This window comes from Rugamonas violacea, assembly GCF_016461825.1.
GTDB lineage: Bacteria > Pseudomonadota > Gammaproteobacteria > Burkholderiales > Burkholderiaceae_D > Rugamonas.
Map to the genome: position 1 here is coordinate 46,742 of NZ_JAEMNU010000065.1, position 17,559 is coordinate 64,300.

A 17,559-nucleotide genomic window follows, 5' to 3' on the forward strand; every position below is an offset into this window, starting at 1 on the left:
CCCCCTCGACTCGTCCTGGAAACCCCGGCGCAGCAGCGACACGCCGGCCGGATTGGGGGCGTTGGCGATCACCGTCAAACCGCCGCCGGCCACCGCGCCGGCCACCAGCATGTATTGCGCCTCGGCCGAGATGCCGTTGATCAGCGAGCCCAGGTAGGTCAGGGCGGCGTTGTCGGTGATGGCGGTCAAGCCCAGCGCGCTGAAGAACAGCGCCACCGGCGCCAGGCTTGAGACGATGGGTTGCAACCACCATTGCTGCATGCCGCCCAGCACCACCAGGCCGGCGAGGAAGAAGCCGACCAGCAGGCCCTCCTTGACGATCAGCGGATTCTGATAGCGCTGGTAGGCCTGGGTGAAGCCGAGGAAGAGCAGGAAGATGCCGAGGAACAGCACCGGATGGTGGCCCAGCACCACCACCGCCGCCAGGAAGGCCAGGTGGATCGCCGCCACCGTCAAGGGGATCTTGTTGGCGCTCGTGTCGGCGGTGTCGGCCGGGGCGGCCAGCCGCAGGTTTTTGCGCAGCAGGAAGGTGACGGCGCTGGCGTTGATCAGCACGGCAATCGCCGCTTTCCAGCCGAAGTGGCTGGCCATGAAGGCGCTGTCCCACTGCCAAGTGGCGGCGACCATCAGCACCGGCGGCGCGGCGTAGGCGGTCAGCGTGCCGCCGATCGACACATTGACGAAGAGCACGCCCAGCGCGGCGTATTTCAGCCATTCCGGCATGCCCTGGCGGAAGATCTGCGGCGCCAGCATCAGCGCGGCCAGGGTCATCGCGGCCGGTTCGGTGATCAGCGAGCCGGTCAGTGGCACCAGCGCCAGGCCCAGCCAGACCAGCACCAGTTCGGTGCGCAGCGGGACCAGCTTGGCCACCGCCAGTAACAGCCGCTGCATGATGTCGAGCACCGGGCGCGAGGCGGCCACCACCATGACGACGAAGACAAACAGGGGTTCGGTGTACTGGCGCGATTCGGCGTAGGCGATGGCCTGGTCGCCGCCGGCCACCAGGGCCATGGCGATGACCAGCACGAAGGCCCAGAAACCGAACACCACCTCGACCTCGCCGAGCAGGTGGAACAGTCCGGCGTGGCGGGGATGGCGGTGCGACAGCACCTCGAAGGATTTGGCGGCGAAAGTGTGGATCAGCGCAAGGCCGAACAGGACGGCGCCGATGATCTGGATCGTATTCAAATGGATTCCCGATAGTAAGAGCCAAGCCACATGTTACAGCATGAATAAAGTTTCCAAGATTTGTCGCGGGTTTGATCCGGCTCAGCGTCGCCCGGGTGGCGGCAGATAGGCCTTGCCAAAATCGGCGTCAAATAGTACTGTGTATTCATACAGTATATTTCTCGCTGATATTCTTTATTGCATAACAAGACGTTCCCCTATACAAAAATTTATGGCCCTCCCAGCCCCCATTTCAGCGCCCGAGACCCTGCACCCGTCCCTGTGGTTGGCCTCGCAACTGGCGCGCACGGCCAGCCGCTGCACCGACACCGGCTTCGCCGCCCTGTCGGCGCAACTGCCCGGCGGCGGCTGGCCGGCCGGCACACTGATCGAGCTGTTGCTGCAGCAGCCCGGCATCGGCGAGCTGCGCCTGCTGCGGCCGGCGCTGGCCGGACTGGGCCAGCGCCCCATCGTGCTGTTGCAACCACCGCACCCGCCGCAGGCGCTGGCGCTGGCCGCGCTGGGCTTGCCGCCGTCGCAACTGATCTGGTTGCGCAGCGGCGCCAAAAGCGGCGACGCGCTGTGGGCCGCCGAGCAGGTGCTGCGCAGCGGTTGCTGCGGCGCCTTGCTGTTCTGGCAGCAGCACGTGCGCGGCGAGGCGCTGCGCCGGCTGCACCTGGCGGCGCAAAGCGGCGAGACGCTGTTCTGGATGCTGCGGCCGCTGAGCGCGGCGCAGGACTCGTCGCCAGCGCCGCTGCGCCTGTCGCTGCGGCCGGCGCCGGGCGGCATCGATATCGGTTTCATCAAACGCCGGGGACCGCAGCGCGACGCGCCGCTGTTCCTGCCCCTCAGCCCCACCTTACTGCAACGCCATGCGACTCTGGATCGGCCTCTACCTGCCCCGGCTCCCGCTCGAAGTATTCTGCCCGCGCTGGTCGGCTGAGCCGTGCAGCGTGGTGCTGGAGCAGGAGCGGGTGATCGCCGTCTCGGCCCCGGCCCACGCCGCCGGCGTGCGCGTCGGCATGCGCCGGGGCGGCGCGCTGATGCTGGCGCCGCGGGTGCTGCTGCACGAGCGCGCGCCGCAGCGCGAGGACGAGGCGCTGCACGCCGTGGCGATGGCGCTGCTGCAGTTCACCCCGCTGGTGACGGCGGGCGAGGAGGCCACCTTGTTGATCGACATAGGCGCCAGCCTGCGCCTGTTCGGCGGCGTGCGCGCGCTGTGCCGCCGGGTCGACGCGAGCATGCGCGCGCTGGGCTTCTCCACCGTGCTCAGCTGTGCGCCGACGGCGCGCGGCGCCTGGCTGCTGGCGCGCGGCGGCGCCGGCCGGGCGCTGCGCATGGACAGCCTGGCGCGCCGTCTCGACCGTCTGCCCTGCGGCCTGCTGCCGCCGGCGCGGCCCTACCTGGACTGGTTCGAGGGCATCGGTTGCCGGACCCTGGGCGAGATGCGCGCGCTGCCGCGTCCCGGCCTGCAGCGCCGCTGCGGCGCGGCCCTGCTCGCCCTGCTCGACGACGCCCACGGCCGCACCGTCGAGCTGTTCGAGTGGATCAGCGCGCCGGCCAGCTTCCGCGCCAAGCTGGAACTGTTCGACCGGGTCGAGCACGCCGAGGCCCTGCTGTTCGGCGCGCACCGGCTGTTGCAGCAAATGACAGGCTGGCTGTGCGCGCGCCAGTTCGCCGTCGAGCGCATCAGCCTGCTGCTGGAACACGAGCGGGGCAGGGTGGCGCGGCCGGCCACGGCGATCGAGCTGGTGCTGGCCGAGCCGACCTGGCGCGACGAGCATCTGCTGCGGCTGTTGCGCGAGCGCCTGGCCAAGCTGACGCTGGAGGCGCCGGTGATCGGTCTGTGTCTGGAGGCCTTGCAGGTGCAGCCGATGGCGCCGCCGTCCGACTCCTTGTTTCCCGAGCCGGGCGGCAGCAAGGAGGATAGGCAGCGCCTGTTCGAACTGCTGGTGGCGCGGCTGGGGCCGGACAACGTGCTGCAGGCGGCGCCGCAGGCCGACTACCGGCCCGAGCAGGCCAACGCCTGGGTCAGCGTGCAGCAGAAGATCCGTCCCGCCGACGCCCGCGCCCAGTTGCCGCCCGACCTGCCCAGCCTGCCGCGTCCGGGCTGGCTGATGGCCAAGCCGATCGCCTTGTTGATGCGCGACCACCGGCCGTTCTACGGCTCGCCGTTGCGCATCATGTCGACCGGCGAGCGCATCGAGGCGGGCTGGTGGAGCCAGACGCAAACGCGCGACTACTTTATCGCCGAAGGGAGCGACCATGCCCACTACTGGTTGTACCGCGAACGCATCACCGGCGCCGACGGCCTCAGCGAGCCGCGCTGGTTTTTGCAGGGGCTGTTCGCCTGAGGCACTGCAGCCGGATGAACGGCAACTCCAGCCGCGTTGACCTACACTTCCATGGCTTGGACCTGGCTACCCAAAAGCGAGCCAATTTGTTCAGAGTTATATGCCGACTGTTATCGGCAGCTCTAAGAACACGTCGTTCCCGCGTAGGCGGGAACCTATACGCCGCATCTTATCTAGCCGCCGCATCTTATCTAGCGCAGCATGGGTTCCCGCCTACGCGGCGGTCTGCGGCCATGCCCATCGCCAATACATTCGGATAGGTTCGGTCCTTACAGCGGCCCGGTGCCCGCGCAGATTGTGGTGCACAATAAGCGCTTTCGATGGACACGGGCAAGCGATGCGCACTGAACGACTGGAATTCGCCGGCACCGGCGGCCACAAGCTTGCGGCGCGGCTGGACGCGCCCGACGGCGCCATCCGCGCCCACGCGCTGTTCGCCCACTGCTTCACCTGCGGCAAGGACGTGTTCGCCGCCAGCCGCATCGCCCAGGCGCTGAGCGAGCACGGCATTGCCGTCTTGCGCTTCGACTTCGCCGGCCTGGGCGCCAGCGAGGGCGAGTTCGCCAACACCAACTTCAGCTCCAACGTGGCCGACCTGGTGGCGGCGGCCGACTATCTGCGCGCCGCGCACGCCGCGCCGCAACTGCTGATCGGCCACAGCCTGGGCGGCGCGGCGGTGTTGGCGGCGGCCGCCGACATCGCCGAGGCCCGCGCCGTGGTGACCTTGGCCGCGCCCAGCGACCCGGTGTATGTGACGGGCATGTTCAAGCAGCATCTGGCGCACATCGCCGAGCACGGCGAGGCCGAGGTGCAACTGGCCGGACGGCCCTTCCGCATCCGCCAGCAGTTCGTCGCCGACGCGGCCGGGCAGAATTTGAAGGAAAAGATCGCCGGCCTGCGCAAGGCGCTGCTGGTGATGCACGCGCCGGGCGACGACACGGTGGATATCGGCAACGCGATGCAGATCTTCACCGTCGCCAAGCATCCGAAGAGTTTCATTTCGCTCGACGACGCCGACCATTTGCTGACCCGGCGCGGGGACGCGGTCTACGTGGCCAATCTGATCGCCGCCTGGAGCGAACGCTACATCGGATAAACGGCGCAACATTGGAGTGGCTGAGCGGGCGCCGGGAAGGCGGCCGCTTGCGCGCGCGAGTGCGGCGCAGCCAGCCACGCGGCGCGGGCCGCGTGGTGGCATGCCCGAGTGGGCGGTGAGGCGGCTTACTCGTCGTCGAATTCTTCGGCCAGGTCTTTCCAGCCCTTGCCGGCGGCGAAGGTGTTGAACTCGTCCGGCGCTTCAAGCACCAGCAGCTTTTTTTCCTGCAGCACGGGATCGCCCGGCGTCAGCGCCGGACCCTGGTAGCCGGTCGTGCGCAGTTGGGCGACGATGGCGGCGATCAGGGCCTTGTCCTTGTGCAGGCCGTCGAGCGGCGCGGCGAAGTCGACATACACGTCGATGGCGCCATAGCCCTCGTCGAAGATGCGGATCGCCTTGATGTCGTGGGCGCGGCCGGAGCCGTCGGTGGCCTTGAAGGGGCCGCTGAGTTGGATGTCGGTGTCTTTATTCATGGGCAGAAGCATACACCAAATCGTCGTTTTCGGCCGCCGCCGGAGAGCCGCGCCGGCGCCGCTCAGCACGACACGGCGTTGCGTCCCTTGTGCTTGGCGCGGTACAGCGCCTGGTCGCCCTGTTCGTAGATGGCGCCCTGGCCCTGCTCGGAACCGGGCGGCACGAAGGCCAGCCCCAGCGACAGCGTGACCTGGCCGAAGGGCCGGTTGGCCTCGTGCGGAATCTGCCGCGAGGCCATGTAGTGGCGGATCATTTCGGCCAGCGCCACGCTTTCCTCGACGTTGTTGCTGGTGAACAGGCAGGCGAACTCGTCGCCGCCGATGCGGAAGCACAGGTCGCCCGGCCGGTTCAGCGTGATGTGCATGGCGTCGGCCACCGTCTGCAACACCAGGTCGCCCTGCGGATGGCCGTAGTGGTCGTTGTATTCCTTGAAGCGGTCGACGTCGATCAGCAGCAGGGTCAGGATGCGCTCGTCGCGGCGGGCGCGCTTTTGCTCCTCGGCGAAGCGGATGTTGAAGTAGCGCCGGTTCTTCAGTCCGGTCAGCTCGTCGGTGACGCTGTCGATGCGGGCCGCCTTGGCCTCGCTGATGTCGGTCGAGACGGCGCAGGTGGCGACCACTTCGCCGGCGTCGTCGAAGAGGGGGAACTTCACCGTCATATAGGTGTGCAGCGTCTTGTCGGCGTGATACACCTCTTCCTCCTCGTGCACGGCGCGCTTCTCCAACGCCGCCTTGCGGTCGTTGCGCCAGAGTTGTTCGGCGATGTCGTGGGGGAACAGCTCGAACACGTTGCTGCCGACGAAGTGGGCGGCGTCGTAGCCGTCGAGGATCTCGAAGTGGCGGTTGGCCATGGTGACGGTGCCGCGCAGGTCCTTGGTGGAAATCAGCACGGGGGCGTTGTCGAGCAGGGCCAGGAAGACGCGTTCGGAATCGCGCAGGGCGGCCAGCTCGTCGCGCAGGCGGGCGTTCTCTTCCTGCAGGATGTGCAGCGGGTGCTGTTCGTCGATCCGTGCTGACATGGGCGGTCCATCTCTCGGGGCGGTGGGAAAGCGGCTCGACCCAGTATAACCTTAGAGCGGGCCGGCGCAGCGCGGCCGGCCCGCCGGCCGGGTGAAATTATTTCAGGGGTTGCAAAATCGCCTCCAGGCGGTCCGTCGTGCCCTCGATGCGCTCCAGCCGGGGATACTTCAGTCCATCATGATAGTCGAGCGCGACGGTGCGATACAGGCTGCCTTTCTTGACCAGCAGCTCGATCGGCCGGCCGCCGCCCTTGGCCGCCGTGATGGCGGCGCGCAACTGCTCGGCCTTGTAGGCGCGGCCGTTGACGGCCAGCAGGGTGGTGTTGCCGGACAGGCCGGCGCGGAAGCCGACGCCGTCCCACTGCACGGCCTCGATGCGGCCCTCGTGGCCGACCGAGAAGCCGAGCGAGTACTGGAAGCTGGCCGATTTGCTCTGCTCTTCGAGTCCCTTGAGGAAGTCGGTCGGCTTGTCCGTGTAGACCAGCTTCCAGCCGGCGCGGGCCAGGCCGTCGAGCGGCGCGCCGGGGCCGTGGCCGTCGAGCTTGTCGCGCAGGAAGCCGGCCCAGTCGTAGGGCTGCACGGCGGCCAGCGCCTCGACCACCTCGTCGAAGCTGTAGTGGCGCGCCACGGCGCTGCCGTCGGCGACGCCGAAGAAGGCGGCGGCGAAGTCGTTGAGCGAGCGGCGTTCGCCGGACAACTGGCGGATGCGGGTGTCGACGTCGAGCCAGATCAGCGCGCCCTCGGTGTAATAGTCCTCGCTGCGCTGCCAGCTGTTCCAGCCCTGCGGCCGGCGGCCGTTGATGATCGGGTCGTTGGTGGTGTCCTGCACGGCGCGCCAGGCGCGGCCGCGCACGGCGTCGTAGCGGGCCGCGCTGGCGGCGAACACGTCGCGCACGTTGGCCGCCTTGATCAGGCCGGAGCGGGCCGACAGCACATAGCCCCAGTACTGGGTCTGGCCCTCGTAGACCCAGAGCAGGCTGTTCTGCAGCGGGGTGTTGAAGTCGGCCACGTCCTGGTCGGCCGGACGGCGGAACTTGCCGTTCCACGAGTGGGTGAATTCGTGCGGCAGCAGCTCGCGGCCGCCCTCCGACTTGGCCCAGTCGGTGAAGTAGCCGGGCTTGACGCCGTTTTCGCTGGACTGGTGGTGCTCGCGGCCGATGCCGCCGAACTCGTCGCTCAGGGCCAGCAGGAAGTCGTAGTGGGCGTAGTGCTGCGACTTGAACAGCTTGTAGGCCTGCTGCACCATGGCGCGGTGCGCCTCGATCTGCTCCGGTTTGGCGTCGAGCGCCTCGGCGCTGTCGGCCACCACGTTCAGGTGCACGGCAATGGGCGCGCCCGGGTCGAGGTCGATGCGCTTGAAGTGGCGGCCGGCGAACAGCGGCGAGTCGACCAGGGTCTCCAGGTCGAGCGGCTTGAAGGCGACCTGGTCGCCGACCCGCGCCGCCGTCTCCAGCGCGCTGCCGTACTGCCAGCCGGCCGGCAGGGTCAGGTTGGGCTGCACGGTGATGCGGCGCGTGCGGTAGCCGGCCGGGTACAGCGCCATGGCGTGCCACTGCACGCCGAGGATGTCGTTGGTGATGGTGGTGCGGCCCTGGTTGGGCTCGACCGGCGACAGATATTGGTACTCCGCCTCGACGCTGCTGGCGCCGCTCGGCACCTCAAGGTGGAAGGCGTGCACGTTGACGGTGTCGCGGCGCCATTCCAGCGGCTTGCCGTTGGCGCTCAGCTTGAGGCCGGCGAACTGGTTGAGCGGGCCGCTGGGGCCGTGGTTGCCCGGCACCCACTGCGGATACAGCAGGGTCAGCTTGCCGGCCTTGGCCGGGATGCTCTCGCGGATGCGGAAAATCTGCTGCGCCGTGTTGGTGGCGTCCACCTTCAGCACGATGGTGCCGGGATAGGCCTGGTCGAGCGGCGGCGGCAGCGCGTCGGCGCGCGCGCCGACGGCGGCGCACAGCAGCAGGGCCGGCGCGGCGGCCGGGCGGACCAGGCGGACCAGACGGACCAGTTGGAAAAGGGGGCGGAAAGCGCTCATGGTTCGACTAGGGTAGGGGGACAGGGGCGCGAGTTTAGCATGTGAGAAATGTTTCATTGTTTCAAAAAGTAACCGCGAGTCGGTTGCGATGGCGCCGCGTCGATTTCCCGCCGAGGCAAAAATAATTCAAAAAAAATCCGCCGCTTTGGGGATGCCCGGGACGAATTTCAAGGCCTTGAAAAGGCTTCGGGAGGGGCTATATTGGACTCAGCGGTTGCCCAGACGGGGGCCGCCAACCCATATCGCTTCACTTGAAAAGGATATCACCATGCGTACTTTTGACCTGACCCCCCTGTATCGTTCCGCCATCGGTTTTGACCGCGTCGCCCAGTTGCTCAACGAAGCCCAACGCGGCGATGCCCAGCCCAGCTACCCGCCGTACAACATCGAGCTGGTCTCGGAGGACAACTACCGCATCGTCATGGCGCTGGCCGGCTTCGACCGCGCCGAGATCGACATCACCTTCGAACGCGACTCCCTGCAAGTGGTCGGCCGCAAGCAGCGCGACAGCGTCGAGCGCACCTATCTGCACCGTGGCATCGCGGCGCGCGATTTCGAGCAGCGCTTCCAGCTGGCCAACCACGTCAAGGTGACCGGCGCCGCGTTCGACAACGGCATGCTGACCATCGAGCTGGTGCGCGAGATCCCCGAAGCGCTCAAGCCGCGCAAGATCGTCATCAACGGCGGCGACAACGTCAGCGCGCTGGAGCAGCGCCAGGCCGCCTGAGCGCCTGAGTACCTGAGCGCGTGAGATGGTGAGCGCGTGAGATGGGCCGCGTCGGAGCGCGCCGCCAAACGGCGCGCCGGCGGCCGGCAAGCAAGGGTCAAGCCGCAGGGCTTGGCCCTTTTTTGCGTTGGCCGCGCCGCGCGCACGCGACGCCATCATTAAGCGGCATCTAAGTTTTTTGCCGCATATTGAACGCATCAACAACCCAACCACAACAGGAGTTCAGCCATGCCGAACCAGACTCATACCGGATCGATGACCATCAAGCGCATGACGCTTGCCCTGGCCGCCCTGGGCGTGCTCGGGGCAGGCGGCGCGGTCGCCCTGTACCAAAGCCAGGCCGCCGCCGCCGGCGCGCCGCAGGCCGCCGCCCAGGCCGCGCCGGCCAGCAATGTCGGCAACCCGGCGCCGACGCCGGTGCCGGCGCCGATGATCGCGCTGCCCGACTTTTCCGTCATCGCCGCCCACAACGGGCCGGCGGTGGTCAACATCAGCGTCACCGGCAGCACCAAGACGGCGCTCGACGGCGACGCCGTGCAGGGCCGCTCGCGCGGCGAGCCCTTCGCCGACGACCCCTTCTTCGAGTTCTTCCGCCGCTTCCAGGGACCGCAGCGCGGCGGCCAGCGCGACGTGCCGACGCACGGCGTCGGCTCCGGCTTCATCGTCAGCCCGGACGGCATCATCCTGACCAACGCCCACGTCGTGCGCGACGCCCGCGAAGTGACCGTCAAGCTGACCGACCGCCGCGAATTCCGCGCCAAGGTGCTCGGCTCCGATCCGAAGACCGACGTCGCGGTGCTGAAGATCGAGGCGAAAAACCTGCCGGTGGTGCCGCTGTCGCGCAACAACGACCTGAAGGTGGGCGAATGGGTGCTGGCGATCGGCTCGCCGTATGGCCTCGACAGCACGGTGACGGCCGGCGTGGTCAGCGCCAAGGGCCGCTCGCTGCCGGACGACAGCAACGTGCCCTTCATCCAGACCGACGTCGCGGTCAACCCCGGCAATTCGGGCGGCCCGCTGTTCAACACGCGCGGCGAGGTGGTCGGCATCAACTCGCAGATCTACAGCCAGACCGGCGGCTACCAGGGCCTGTCGTTCGCCATCCCGATCGAGGTGGCGACCAAGATCAAGGACCAGATCGTCGCCACCGGCAAGGTGGTGCACGCCAAGCTGGGCGTGACGGTGCAGGAGGTCAACCAGGGCTTCGCCGACTCGTTCAACCTGGCCACGCCGGAGGGCGCGCTGGTCTCCAACGTCGAGCGCGGCAGCGCCGCCGAGAAGGCCGGCCTGAAGCCGGGCGACGTGATCCGCAAGATGAACGGCCAGAAGATCGTCGGCTCGGGCGATTTGCCGGCGATGGTGGGGTTGGCCGCGCCAGGTGATAAAGTAGCGTTCGAGGTGTGGCGCCAGGGCAAGACCGTCGAGCTGGCGGGCGTGCTGGCCAACGCCGCCGACAAGCAGGCGCAGGCCGAGCGGGCCGAGACGGCCGGCGGCGGCAAGCTCAAACTGGGGTTGTCGCTGCGCCCGCTCGACCCGGTCGAGCGGCGCCAGTCCGGCATCGCCAACGGCCTGCTGATCGAGGATGCCGGCGGCGCGGCGGCCTACGCCGGGGTGCAGCCGGGCGACGTGCTGCTGTCGGTCAACGGGCGCAGCGTCAACAGCGTCGAGCAGGTGCGCGAGGTGGTGGCCAAGTCCGACAAGTCGGTGGCCCTGCTGATCCAGCGCGGCGACGAGAAAATTTTCATTCCGGTGCGCCTGGGCTAAACGGCCCGCGCCGGCGGAACGCAACGATAGAATAGAGAGGCAATATGCGACTTCTGCTGGTGGAAGACGATACGATGATCGGCGAAGTGGTGCTCGACCTGCTGCGCGCCGAGCACTACGCGGTCGACTGGGTCAAGGACGGCGACATGGCCGACACCGCCCTGCAAACCCAAACCTACGACCTGGTGCTGCTCGACCTGGGCCTGCCGCGCAAGGATGGCCTGGAGGTGTTGCGCTCGATGCGCGCGCGCAAGGAGCTGACCCCGGTGCTGGTGGCCACGGCGCGCGACGCCAAGGAGCAGCGCATCGCCGGCCTGGACGCCGGCGCCGACGACTACGTGCTCAAACCCTACGACCTCGACGAGCTGCTGGCGCGCATCCGCGCGCTGCTGCGCCGCTCGGCCGGCCGCGCCGAGCCGGTGTTCGAGCACAAGGGGGTGTCGGTCAATCCGCAGACCCGCGAGGTGCTGGCCGAGGGCAAGCCGGTCAGCCTGTCGGCGCGCGAGTGGGCGGTGTTGGAGGCCTTGATCGCCCGGCCCGGCATCGTGCTGTCGCGCCACCAGCTGGAGGAGAAACTGTATAGCTGGAAGGACGAGGTCAACAGCAACGCCGTCGAGGTCTACATCCACGGCCTGCGCAAGAAGCTCGGTAGTGAGCTGATCCAGAACGTGCGCGGCCTCGGCTACATGGTGCCCAAGCTGTGAGCTCGCTTCTGACCGACCCGGCCGGCGCGGCCGGCAAAGCGGCCGACGGGAAGCTCGACGCGGCCGTCGACAGCACGGCCGGCGCCAAGGCGGACGCCAAGGCCGGCGCCAAGCCGGCGCGCACGTCGCGCCTGCCCAAGGTGCCGCGCGTCTCGGTCAGCCACTCGCTGCGCGGCCGCCTGCTGTGGTTCCTGCTGGCCGCCATCACCATGGCGGCCATCGCCCAGGCGATGATCGCCTACCGCAGCGCGCTGTACGATGCCGACCAGATTTTCGACTATCACATGCAGCAGATGGCGCTGTCGCTGCGCTCGGGCGCGCCGCTGAGCAACAACGCGGCCGGCCCGGTCACCGACCCGGAGAACAACGACCTGGTGGTGCAGGTGTGGACGCCGGACGGCGTGCAGGTGTTCCGTTCGCTGTCGCGCGCCGCGCTGCCGCAGCGCGCCGTGCTGGGCTTCTCCAACGTCAAGGCCAACGGCACCACCTACCGGATCTTCTCGGTGCAGACCAGTAACCAGACGGTGCAGGTGGCGCAGGACATGGCGGTGCGCCAGCGCATGGCCGGCACCCTGGCGCTGCGCACCGTCGGCCCGATCGCCGTGATGGCGCCGGTGCTGATGCTGGTGGTGTGGTGGGTGGTCAGCGGCTCGCTGGCGCCGGTGGCGCGGGTGCGCCGCCAGGTGGCCGCGCGCCAGGCCGACGACCTCTCGCCGGTGTCCGACGAGGACCTGCCCGACGAGGTGCGGCCGCTGGTGCAGGAGTTGAACCTGCTGTTCGGCCGCGTCAAGACCGCCTTCGACGCGCAGCAGCACTTCGTCGCCGACGCCGCCCACGAGTTGCGCTCGCCGCTGGCGGCGCTCAAATTGCAGGTGCTCAGCCTGGAGCGGGCGGCCGATCCGGCGGCGCGCGCCATCGCCGTCGGCCGCGTCAGCGCCGGCATCGAGCGGGCCACCCGCCTGGTCGAGCAGCTGCTGGTGCTGGCGCGGCAGGAGGCCAGCCTGGCCGCCGAGGTCAAGCTCGAACCGATCAACCTGAGCGAGCTGGCCAAGCGCACCCTGGGCGACCTGGCCGGCACGGCGCAGGCGCGACAGATCGACTTGGGCCTGCACCACGCCGACGCGCAAGCCAGCGTGGCCGGCCACGCCGACGCGCTGATCATCCTGCTGCGCAACCTGGTCGACAACGCCATCAAGTACACGCCGGCCGGCGGCAGCGTCGACCTGGAGGTCGGCGGCCAGGCGGACGGCCGGGTGGTCCTGCTGGTCGAGGACAGCGGCCCGGGCATCCCGGCCGAGGAGCGCGAACGGGTCTTCAGCCGCTTCTACCGGGTGCCCGGCAGCGAGGCCGGCGGCAGCGGCCTGGGGCTGGCGATCATCAAGTCGATCGCCGAGCGGCACGGCGCCAAGCTGGCGCTGGAGGGCTCCGAGCGGCTGGGCGGCCTGCGCGTGCGCGTCGATTTTCCCGCTGTGAAGGCCGGCTCCAGCTAAAATGTCATTTTTGGCATGGCGGCGGAGCGGCGAATGAAGAAAATCGGTTTTTCCGGGACCCTGGACCCGATCACCAACGGTCACATGTGGGTGATCGGCGAGGCGCGTTCCATCGCCGACGAAGTGCTGGTGTTCCTGTCCGAGAACTCGTCGAAGAAGCCCAAGTTCTCCGCCGAGGAGCGCAAGAGCATCATCGACCTCAGTTGCGCCGAGGAGGGCTGGGACAACGTCCAGGTGGTCATCGTCAAGGGCGACTACACGGCGCGCGCGGCCAAGAAGCACGGCGCCGACTGCCTGATCCGCGGCATCCGCACCACCGCCGATTTCGACTACGAGAACCTGATCCAGCAAACCAACGTCGACGTGCTGCAGGGCGCCAAGACCATCTTCGTCATGCCGCCGCGCGATCTCGGCTCGGTCAGCTCCAGCTTCGTCAAGGCGCTCGAGGGGCCGATCGGCTGGAACTGGATCATGAAGAAGTTCGTGCCCGGCCCGGCCTACCACGCCTGGGTGATGAGCTGGTTGCGCGCCGAGTGGGAGTCGCTGTGGGACTACGCCCACGCCGACGTGCCGGCCACCGCCCACGCCGACGCCTGGTTCGCCCGCCTGACCGGCGCCACGGCCTACGGCGGCGCGGCGCGCCACTACCACAACCTCGACCACCTGGTGCACGGCCTGTGCGAGATCCGCGCCTGGGCCGCCAACACCCGGCCCGAGCCGCGCGACGTCGACATCGTCAAGCAGGCTTTCTGGTTCCACGACGCCATCTACGAGCACGCCGCCGACGGCATGAGCAACGAGGAGGGCAGCGCCCGGCTGTGGCTGGGCAGCAGCCTGAGCCACGATCTGGCCGACGCCGCCGAGCTGATCCGCGCCACCGACCACTTCCAGGAGCAGTCCATCGACCACCGCCTGAAGCACATCATGCTCAGCGTCGACCTGGCCATCCTGGCGCAGGACGACGAGGTCTACCAGAACTACGCGCGCGGCATCCGCCAGGAATTCAGCCACGTCGGCGACGCCGAGTACGTGTTGCGGCGCTGCGGCGTGCTGCGCCACCTGAGCCAGAAGGCCGAGGCCGGCCTGCTGTTCGGCGACGCCTATTTTTCCGAGCACTACAACGAGCGGGCCATCAACAACATGCAGCGCGAAATGGCCCGGCTGGCCGGCTGACCTTTTTCCGGGAGCTTTTGATGACACCACGATCCATCGCCGCCCTGCGGCCCACCCTGTTGTCCGCCTTGCTGGGCGCCGCCTTGCTGGCGGCGGCGCCGGCGCGCGCCGAAACCTTGGAGACGCCGTCCTACACCATCGTCATCAAATCCCATTGCGTCGAGGGCAGCGTCGGTTGCGACAATGTCGGCTACACCGGCACCAGCAAGAAGAGCGGCAAGGCGATCCGCCTGAGCGGCAAGACGCTGCACACCACCTGCGCCGACGGCGTCACACCGTGCCGCTTCATCGGCTACGAGTTCAAGAACGGCGCCGTCAGCTACACCGTCACCGACGGCGGCGATCTGATCGTCAAGAGCGGCCGCAAGGTGGTGCTGCAGGAACACGGCGAGTGGAAATAGGCGCCGGCAAGCGGGGTCAGCAAGCGGGGTCAGTGCCGACATTCGGACAAATTCCGTCGCCTCGACTGGCGCCATGCTTGAGCTCGTGTCCGAATGTCGGCACTGACCCCGGGGGAGCTGCGAGAAAAATGCTATGATTCTTTGGATAATATGACCTTTTGACTAAGGTTGTGCGCGGCACCGCTTGTTGCGGGCGCGAACCAATGGCAGCATTTTTCAGGGGAATCACATGAGCTTCAACACCACCTTGCGTCATCCAGTCGCGCTCGCCGCGTTGGCTTTCGCCGCGTTGGCCGCATTGGCCCCCTCGGCCGCGCTGGCGCAAAACGGTTCCGGCCGGATGAACGCGTCGGAGAATATTTCGATCGGCACCATGTCGGTGATCGTCGCCCCGGCCGGCAGCGTGGTCGGCTCGCTCAACGGCGGACCGGCCGAGGCCAGCACCGGCCTGGCGCTGGCCGGCGTCGGCAGCGCCTTCATCGTGCAGGGCGTGGCGCAGGGCGTGGGCGATACCGTCGAGCTGATACTGGCCGGTGTCGGCTCGTCGGCCAAGCTGTCGGTCAAGTTGGCCGGCAAGACGGTGAGCGCGGTCGGCGTGTCGGTTGGCAGCACCGTGCGGGTGGTGTCGGAAACCACCGGCACCATCTTGGTGGCGTCCGGCAAGGTGCTGGCCTTCATCCCCAACGCGATCGGCGAGGCCCTGCTGTCGCAAAACCGGCTGCCGGCCAATTGATGGCGGCTGGTATGCGGCCGTTGGCCTGGGCCTGTACCGCGCTGGCCTTGAGCGCGGCGTTGTGCGTGCCGTCGGCGCAGGCCGGCCAGTCTTGCGAGGAGCGGCCGCTGTCGAGCGCTAGTCTGAGCGACGCGCTGGCCACCGGCCACGCGGTGCAGACGGCCTTGAACGCCAGCGGCAGCGACATCGCCATCGTCGGCCGGCAGGGCCAGGATCTGTCCAAGTACGGCCTCAAATACACCCATGTCGGCGTGGCTTATCGCGGCGATGCCAGGCAACCGTGGCGGGTGTACGAGCTGTTGAACGATTGCGGCACGGCGAGTTCGGATTTGTGGATCGACGGCCTGGCCAATTTCTTCCTGGCCGACCCGTTCACCCTGGACGCGATTTTGATCGTGCCGCCGGAAAAGCTGCGCGCCAAACTGGCCGAGCATCTGCGCGCGCCGGGCGTGCTGCGCGGCCTGCACGAGGCCAAGTACAACATGGTGGCCTATCCGTTTTCGACCAAGTACCAGAACTCCAACCAGTGGGTGCTGGAGCTGCTGGCGGCGGCCGAGGCGAGCGATGTGCGCATCCGCAGCCGCGAGCAGGCGCAGGCCTGGTTGAAGATGGCCGGCTACCAGCCGACGGAAATGCACATCGGTCCGCTGACCCGTTTGGGCGGGCGCATCGTCAAGGCCAACGTGGCGTTTGACGACCATCCGAGCGCGCTGCGCTTTTCCGACCGTATCAACGCGGTGACGGTCGATTCGATCGTCGCCTTCGTGCGCCAGCGCGACGAGGGTTGGACCTTCACCGAGATCAAGGGCCGCAAGCCTTCGGCGCCCTAGCTTTTTCGCTTAGGGTTTCTGCTTGGCCTTGCGCGCCAGTTGCGGGCGCAGGGCCCGCAGGCGTTCGCGCATCCAGGCGTGGGCGTCGCTGTGGGCGTACTTGCTGTGGCTGTACAGCTTGAGCGTGTAGGGCGGGATGGCGAACGGCGCCGGGTAGAGCGTGATCGGCGCGGCGTGGCGCAGGGTTTCGGCGGCGTGGCGCGGCACCGTCATCAGCAGCTCGCCGGCCGCCACCACGAAGGGCGCGGCCAGCACCGACGGCAGTTGCAGCGCCACCCGGCGCGCCAGCCCCATGCCGTCGAGCACGCGGTCGATCACGCCGCGCTCCTCGTTCCACGGCGTGGCGATGACGTGGCGCTCGGCCAGGTAGGCGTCCAGGCCGAGCCGCTTGCCGATGCGCGGATGGGCGCTGGCGGCGATCACCAGGTAGTCGTCGGTCAACCAATCCATGCTTTCGATGCCGGCCGGCGGCGCTTCGTGCTCCTCGTCGTAGCCCAGCGCGAAGTCGATGCGGCCGGCGGCCAGCTCCTCGTTCGACACCTTGCGCTCCGATTGCAGCAGGCGCAGGCGGATGGCCGGCGCCTCGCGCTGCAGCTGGGCCATCAGCGCCGGCATCAGCGCGAACGAGGTGTAGTCGGTGGCCGAGAAGACGAAGGTGCGCTCGCTGCGCCGCGGGTCGAACGGCTCCCACAGGTTGAGGCCGTCGGCCAGGATGCGCAGCGCGTCGAGCACCGGGCCGGCCAGCAGGTCGGCGCGGTGGGTCGGGTGCATGCGGTTGCCCTGGCGGATGAACAACTCGTCGTTCAGGCTTTGCCGCAGCCGCGCCAGGGCGTGGCTGAAGGCCGAGGCGCTGATGGCCAGCTCGCCGGCGGCGCCGGTCACGCTGCGGTGGCGGTACAGCGCGTCGAAGGCGAGCAGCAGGTTGAGGTCGAGGCGGCGGAAGGCGGAATGCAGTTTATTCATCGGCAGGTGAGAAGAATGCAGTACCTGCAGTCTAACATGGCGCGTAGAATGCCTTTTTCGTCGTCATCCCGGGAGCCATCTTGAGCATTAACACCATCCACATCCGCCCGGCCGTGCCGGCCGACGCCGCGCTGCTGCTGGGCTTCGTCAGCGAGCTGGCGGTCTACGAGAAGGCCGGCCACGAGGTGCTGGCCAGCGTCGCCGACCTGGAACGCACGCTGTTCGGCGCCGACGCCAAGGCCCACGCGCTGGTGTGCGAACGGGACGGGCAAGCCATCGGTTTCGCCATCTACTTCTTCAGCTATTCGACCTGGTTGGGCCGCAACGGCCTGTATCTGGAGGATTTGTATGTGACGCCGGAGCAGCGCGGCAGCGGCGCCGGCAAGGCCCTGCTGCGCCATCTGGCGCGCACGGCGGTGGAGCACGACTGCGGTCGTTTCGAGTGGAGCGTGCTGGATTGGAACGAGCCGGCGATCCAGTTCTATCAGTCGATAGGCGCGGCGCCGCAGGACGAGTGGGTGCGCTACCGCATGGCCGGCGAGACGCTGCGCGCCTTCGCCGCCGGCGCGGATTGATGTTGTTGCGTGCGCAGCCGAGCTAGCTAAACCCACAGGCGCGGACCCGGGGTGGGGG

Annotated in this window: 16 protein-coding genes and 1 pseudogene (1 of these 17 running past the window's edge); 12 read left to right on the forward strand and 5 right to left on the reverse strand. The window is 68.3% G+C overall.

The genetic code is table 11. The annotated features are described in order from the left end of the window. Nucleotides 1-1,188 (reverse strand): annotated as a pseudogene (locus H7U20_RS12735) (putative Na+/H+ antiporter); it reaches 79 nt to the left of the window's first position. A gap of 211 nt (nucleotides 1,189-1,399) precedes the next feature. Here H7U20_RS12735 and imuA point away from each other — a divergent pair. The 3 genes from imuA (at nucleotide 1,400) to H7U20_RS12750 (ending at nucleotide 4,617) form a co-directional block, all read left to right on the forward strand. Then, entirely contained in the window at nucleotides 1,400-2,110 is a 711-nt protein-coding gene (gene imuA / locus H7U20_RS12740; RefSeq protein WP_199759525.1) for a translesion DNA synthesis-associated protein ImuA, read from the forward strand. After that, entirely contained in the window at nucleotides 2,040-3,521 is a 1,482-nt protein-coding gene (locus H7U20_RS12745; RefSeq protein ID WP_199759526.1) for a Y-family DNA polymerase, read from the forward strand. Before imuA ends, H7U20_RS12745 begins: the two co-directional genes overlap by 71 nt. Nucleotides 3,522-3,858: 337 nt before the next feature. Further along, a complete protein-coding gene (locus tag H7U20_RS12750; protein ID WP_199759527.1) occupies nucleotides 3,859-4,617 on the forward strand; it encodes an alpha/beta hydrolase family protein in 759 nt (252 codons plus the stop codon). Nucleotides 4,618-4,742: 125 nt separating this feature from the next. Here H7U20_RS12750 and H7U20_RS12755 read toward each other — a convergent pair whose 3' ends face one another. The 3 genes from H7U20_RS12755 to H7U20_RS12765 all read right to left on the reverse strand — a co-directional run bounded on the left by H7U20_RS12755 (nucleotide 4,743) and on the right by H7U20_RS12765 (nucleotide 8,141). Then, nucleotides 4,743-5,090: a hypothetical protein gene (locus H7U20_RS12755; protein WP_199759528.1), complete on the reverse strand. Its 348-nt coding sequence runs from the start codon at nucleotides 5,088-5,090 to the stop codon at nucleotides 4,743-4,745. Nucleotides 5,091-5,152: 62 nt separating this feature from the next. Then, the gene (locus tag H7U20_RS12760) at nucleotides 5,153-6,109 is read right to left on the reverse strand and encodes a sensor domain-containing diguanylate cyclase (protein ID WP_199759529.1); all 957 of its coding nucleotides are present in this window, start codon (nucleotides 6,107-6,109) and stop codon (nucleotides 5,153-5,155) included. Nucleotides 6,110-6,206: 97 nt separating this feature from the next. Continuing rightward, complete coding sequence (locus H7U20_RS12765; RefSeq protein ID WP_199759530.1) at nucleotides 6,207-8,141, reverse strand: M61 family metallopeptidase; 1,935 nt, start codon at nucleotides 8,139-8,141, stop codon at nucleotides 6,207-6,209. Between the two features lie 268 nt (nucleotides 8,142-8,409). Here H7U20_RS12765 and H7U20_RS12770 point away from each other — a divergent pair, with 268 nt between their 5' ends. From H7U20_RS12770 to H7U20_RS12805, 8 genes are all read left to right on the forward strand, one after another. Continuing rightward, nucleotides 8,410-8,868 carry an Hsp20 family protein gene (locus H7U20_RS12770; RefSeq protein WP_199759531.1) on the forward strand — a complete coding sequence of 153 codons (459 nt, stop codon included), beginning with the start codon at nucleotides 8,410-8,412 and terminating at the stop codon, nucleotides 8,866-8,868. A gap of 228 nt (nucleotides 8,869-9,096) precedes the next feature. Beyond that, the gene (locus H7U20_RS12775; RefSeq protein ID WP_199759532.1) at nucleotides 9,097-10,632 is read left to right on the forward strand and encodes a Do family serine endopeptidase; all 1,536 of its coding nucleotides are present in this window, start codon (nucleotides 9,097-9,099) and stop codon (nucleotides 10,630-10,632) included. Between the two features lie 44 nt (nucleotides 10,633-10,676). After that, on the forward strand, nucleotides 10,677-11,336 hold the full coding sequence (locus H7U20_RS12780) for a response regulator (protein ID WP_093384316.1): 660 nt from the start codon (nucleotides 10,677-10,679) through the stop codon (nucleotides 11,334-11,336). Between the two features lie 209 nt (nucleotides 11,337-11,545). Next, nucleotides 11,546-12,826, forward strand: a complete 1,281-nt coding sequence (locus tag H7U20_RS12785) for an ATP-binding protein (protein WP_233410725.1) — start codon at nucleotides 11,546-11,548, stop codon at nucleotides 12,824-12,826. A gap of 33 nt (nucleotides 12,827-12,859) precedes the next feature. After that, a complete protein-coding gene (coaD, locus tag H7U20_RS12790) occupies nucleotides 12,860-13,999 on the forward strand; it encodes a pantetheine-phosphate adenylyltransferase (RefSeq protein WP_199759533.1) in 1,140 nt (379 codons plus the stop codon). Between the two features lie 20 nt (nucleotides 14,000-14,019). After that, nucleotides 14,020-14,400, forward strand: coding sequence for a hypothetical protein (locus H7U20_RS12795; RefSeq protein WP_199759534.1), 381 nt, complete (start codon nucleotides 14,020-14,022; stop codon nucleotides 14,398-14,400). Nucleotides 14,401-14,629: 229 nt separating this feature from the next. Beyond that, complete coding sequence (locus H7U20_RS12800; RefSeq protein ID WP_199759535.1) at nucleotides 14,630-15,133, forward strand: hypothetical protein; 504 nt, start codon at nucleotides 14,630-14,632, stop codon at nucleotides 15,131-15,133. An 11-nt stretch (nucleotides 15,134-15,144) separates the two neighbouring features. Beyond that, complete coding sequence (locus H7U20_RS12805; protein WP_199759536.1) at nucleotides 15,145-15,963, forward strand: DUF2145 domain-containing protein; 819 nt, start codon at nucleotides 15,145-15,147, stop codon at nucleotides 15,961-15,963. Nucleotides 15,964-15,972: 9 nt separating this feature from the next. Here H7U20_RS12805 and H7U20_RS12810 read toward each other — a convergent pair whose 3' ends face one another. After that, nucleotides 15,973-16,926 carry a LysR family transcriptional regulator gene (locus H7U20_RS12810; RefSeq protein WP_199759537.1) on the reverse strand — a complete coding sequence of 318 codons (954 nt, stop codon included), beginning with the start codon at nucleotides 16,924-16,926 and terminating at the stop codon, nucleotides 15,973-15,975. A gap of 80 nt (nucleotides 16,927-17,006) precedes the next feature. On the opposite strand from H7U20_RS12810, the gene H7U20_RS12815 reads away from it, so the two are divergent. Beyond that, a complete protein-coding gene (locus H7U20_RS12815) occupies nucleotides 17,007-17,501 on the forward strand; it encodes a GNAT family N-acetyltransferase (RefSeq protein WP_233410723.1) in 495 nt (164 codons plus the stop codon). Nucleotides 17,502-17,559: the final 58 nt, after the last annotated feature.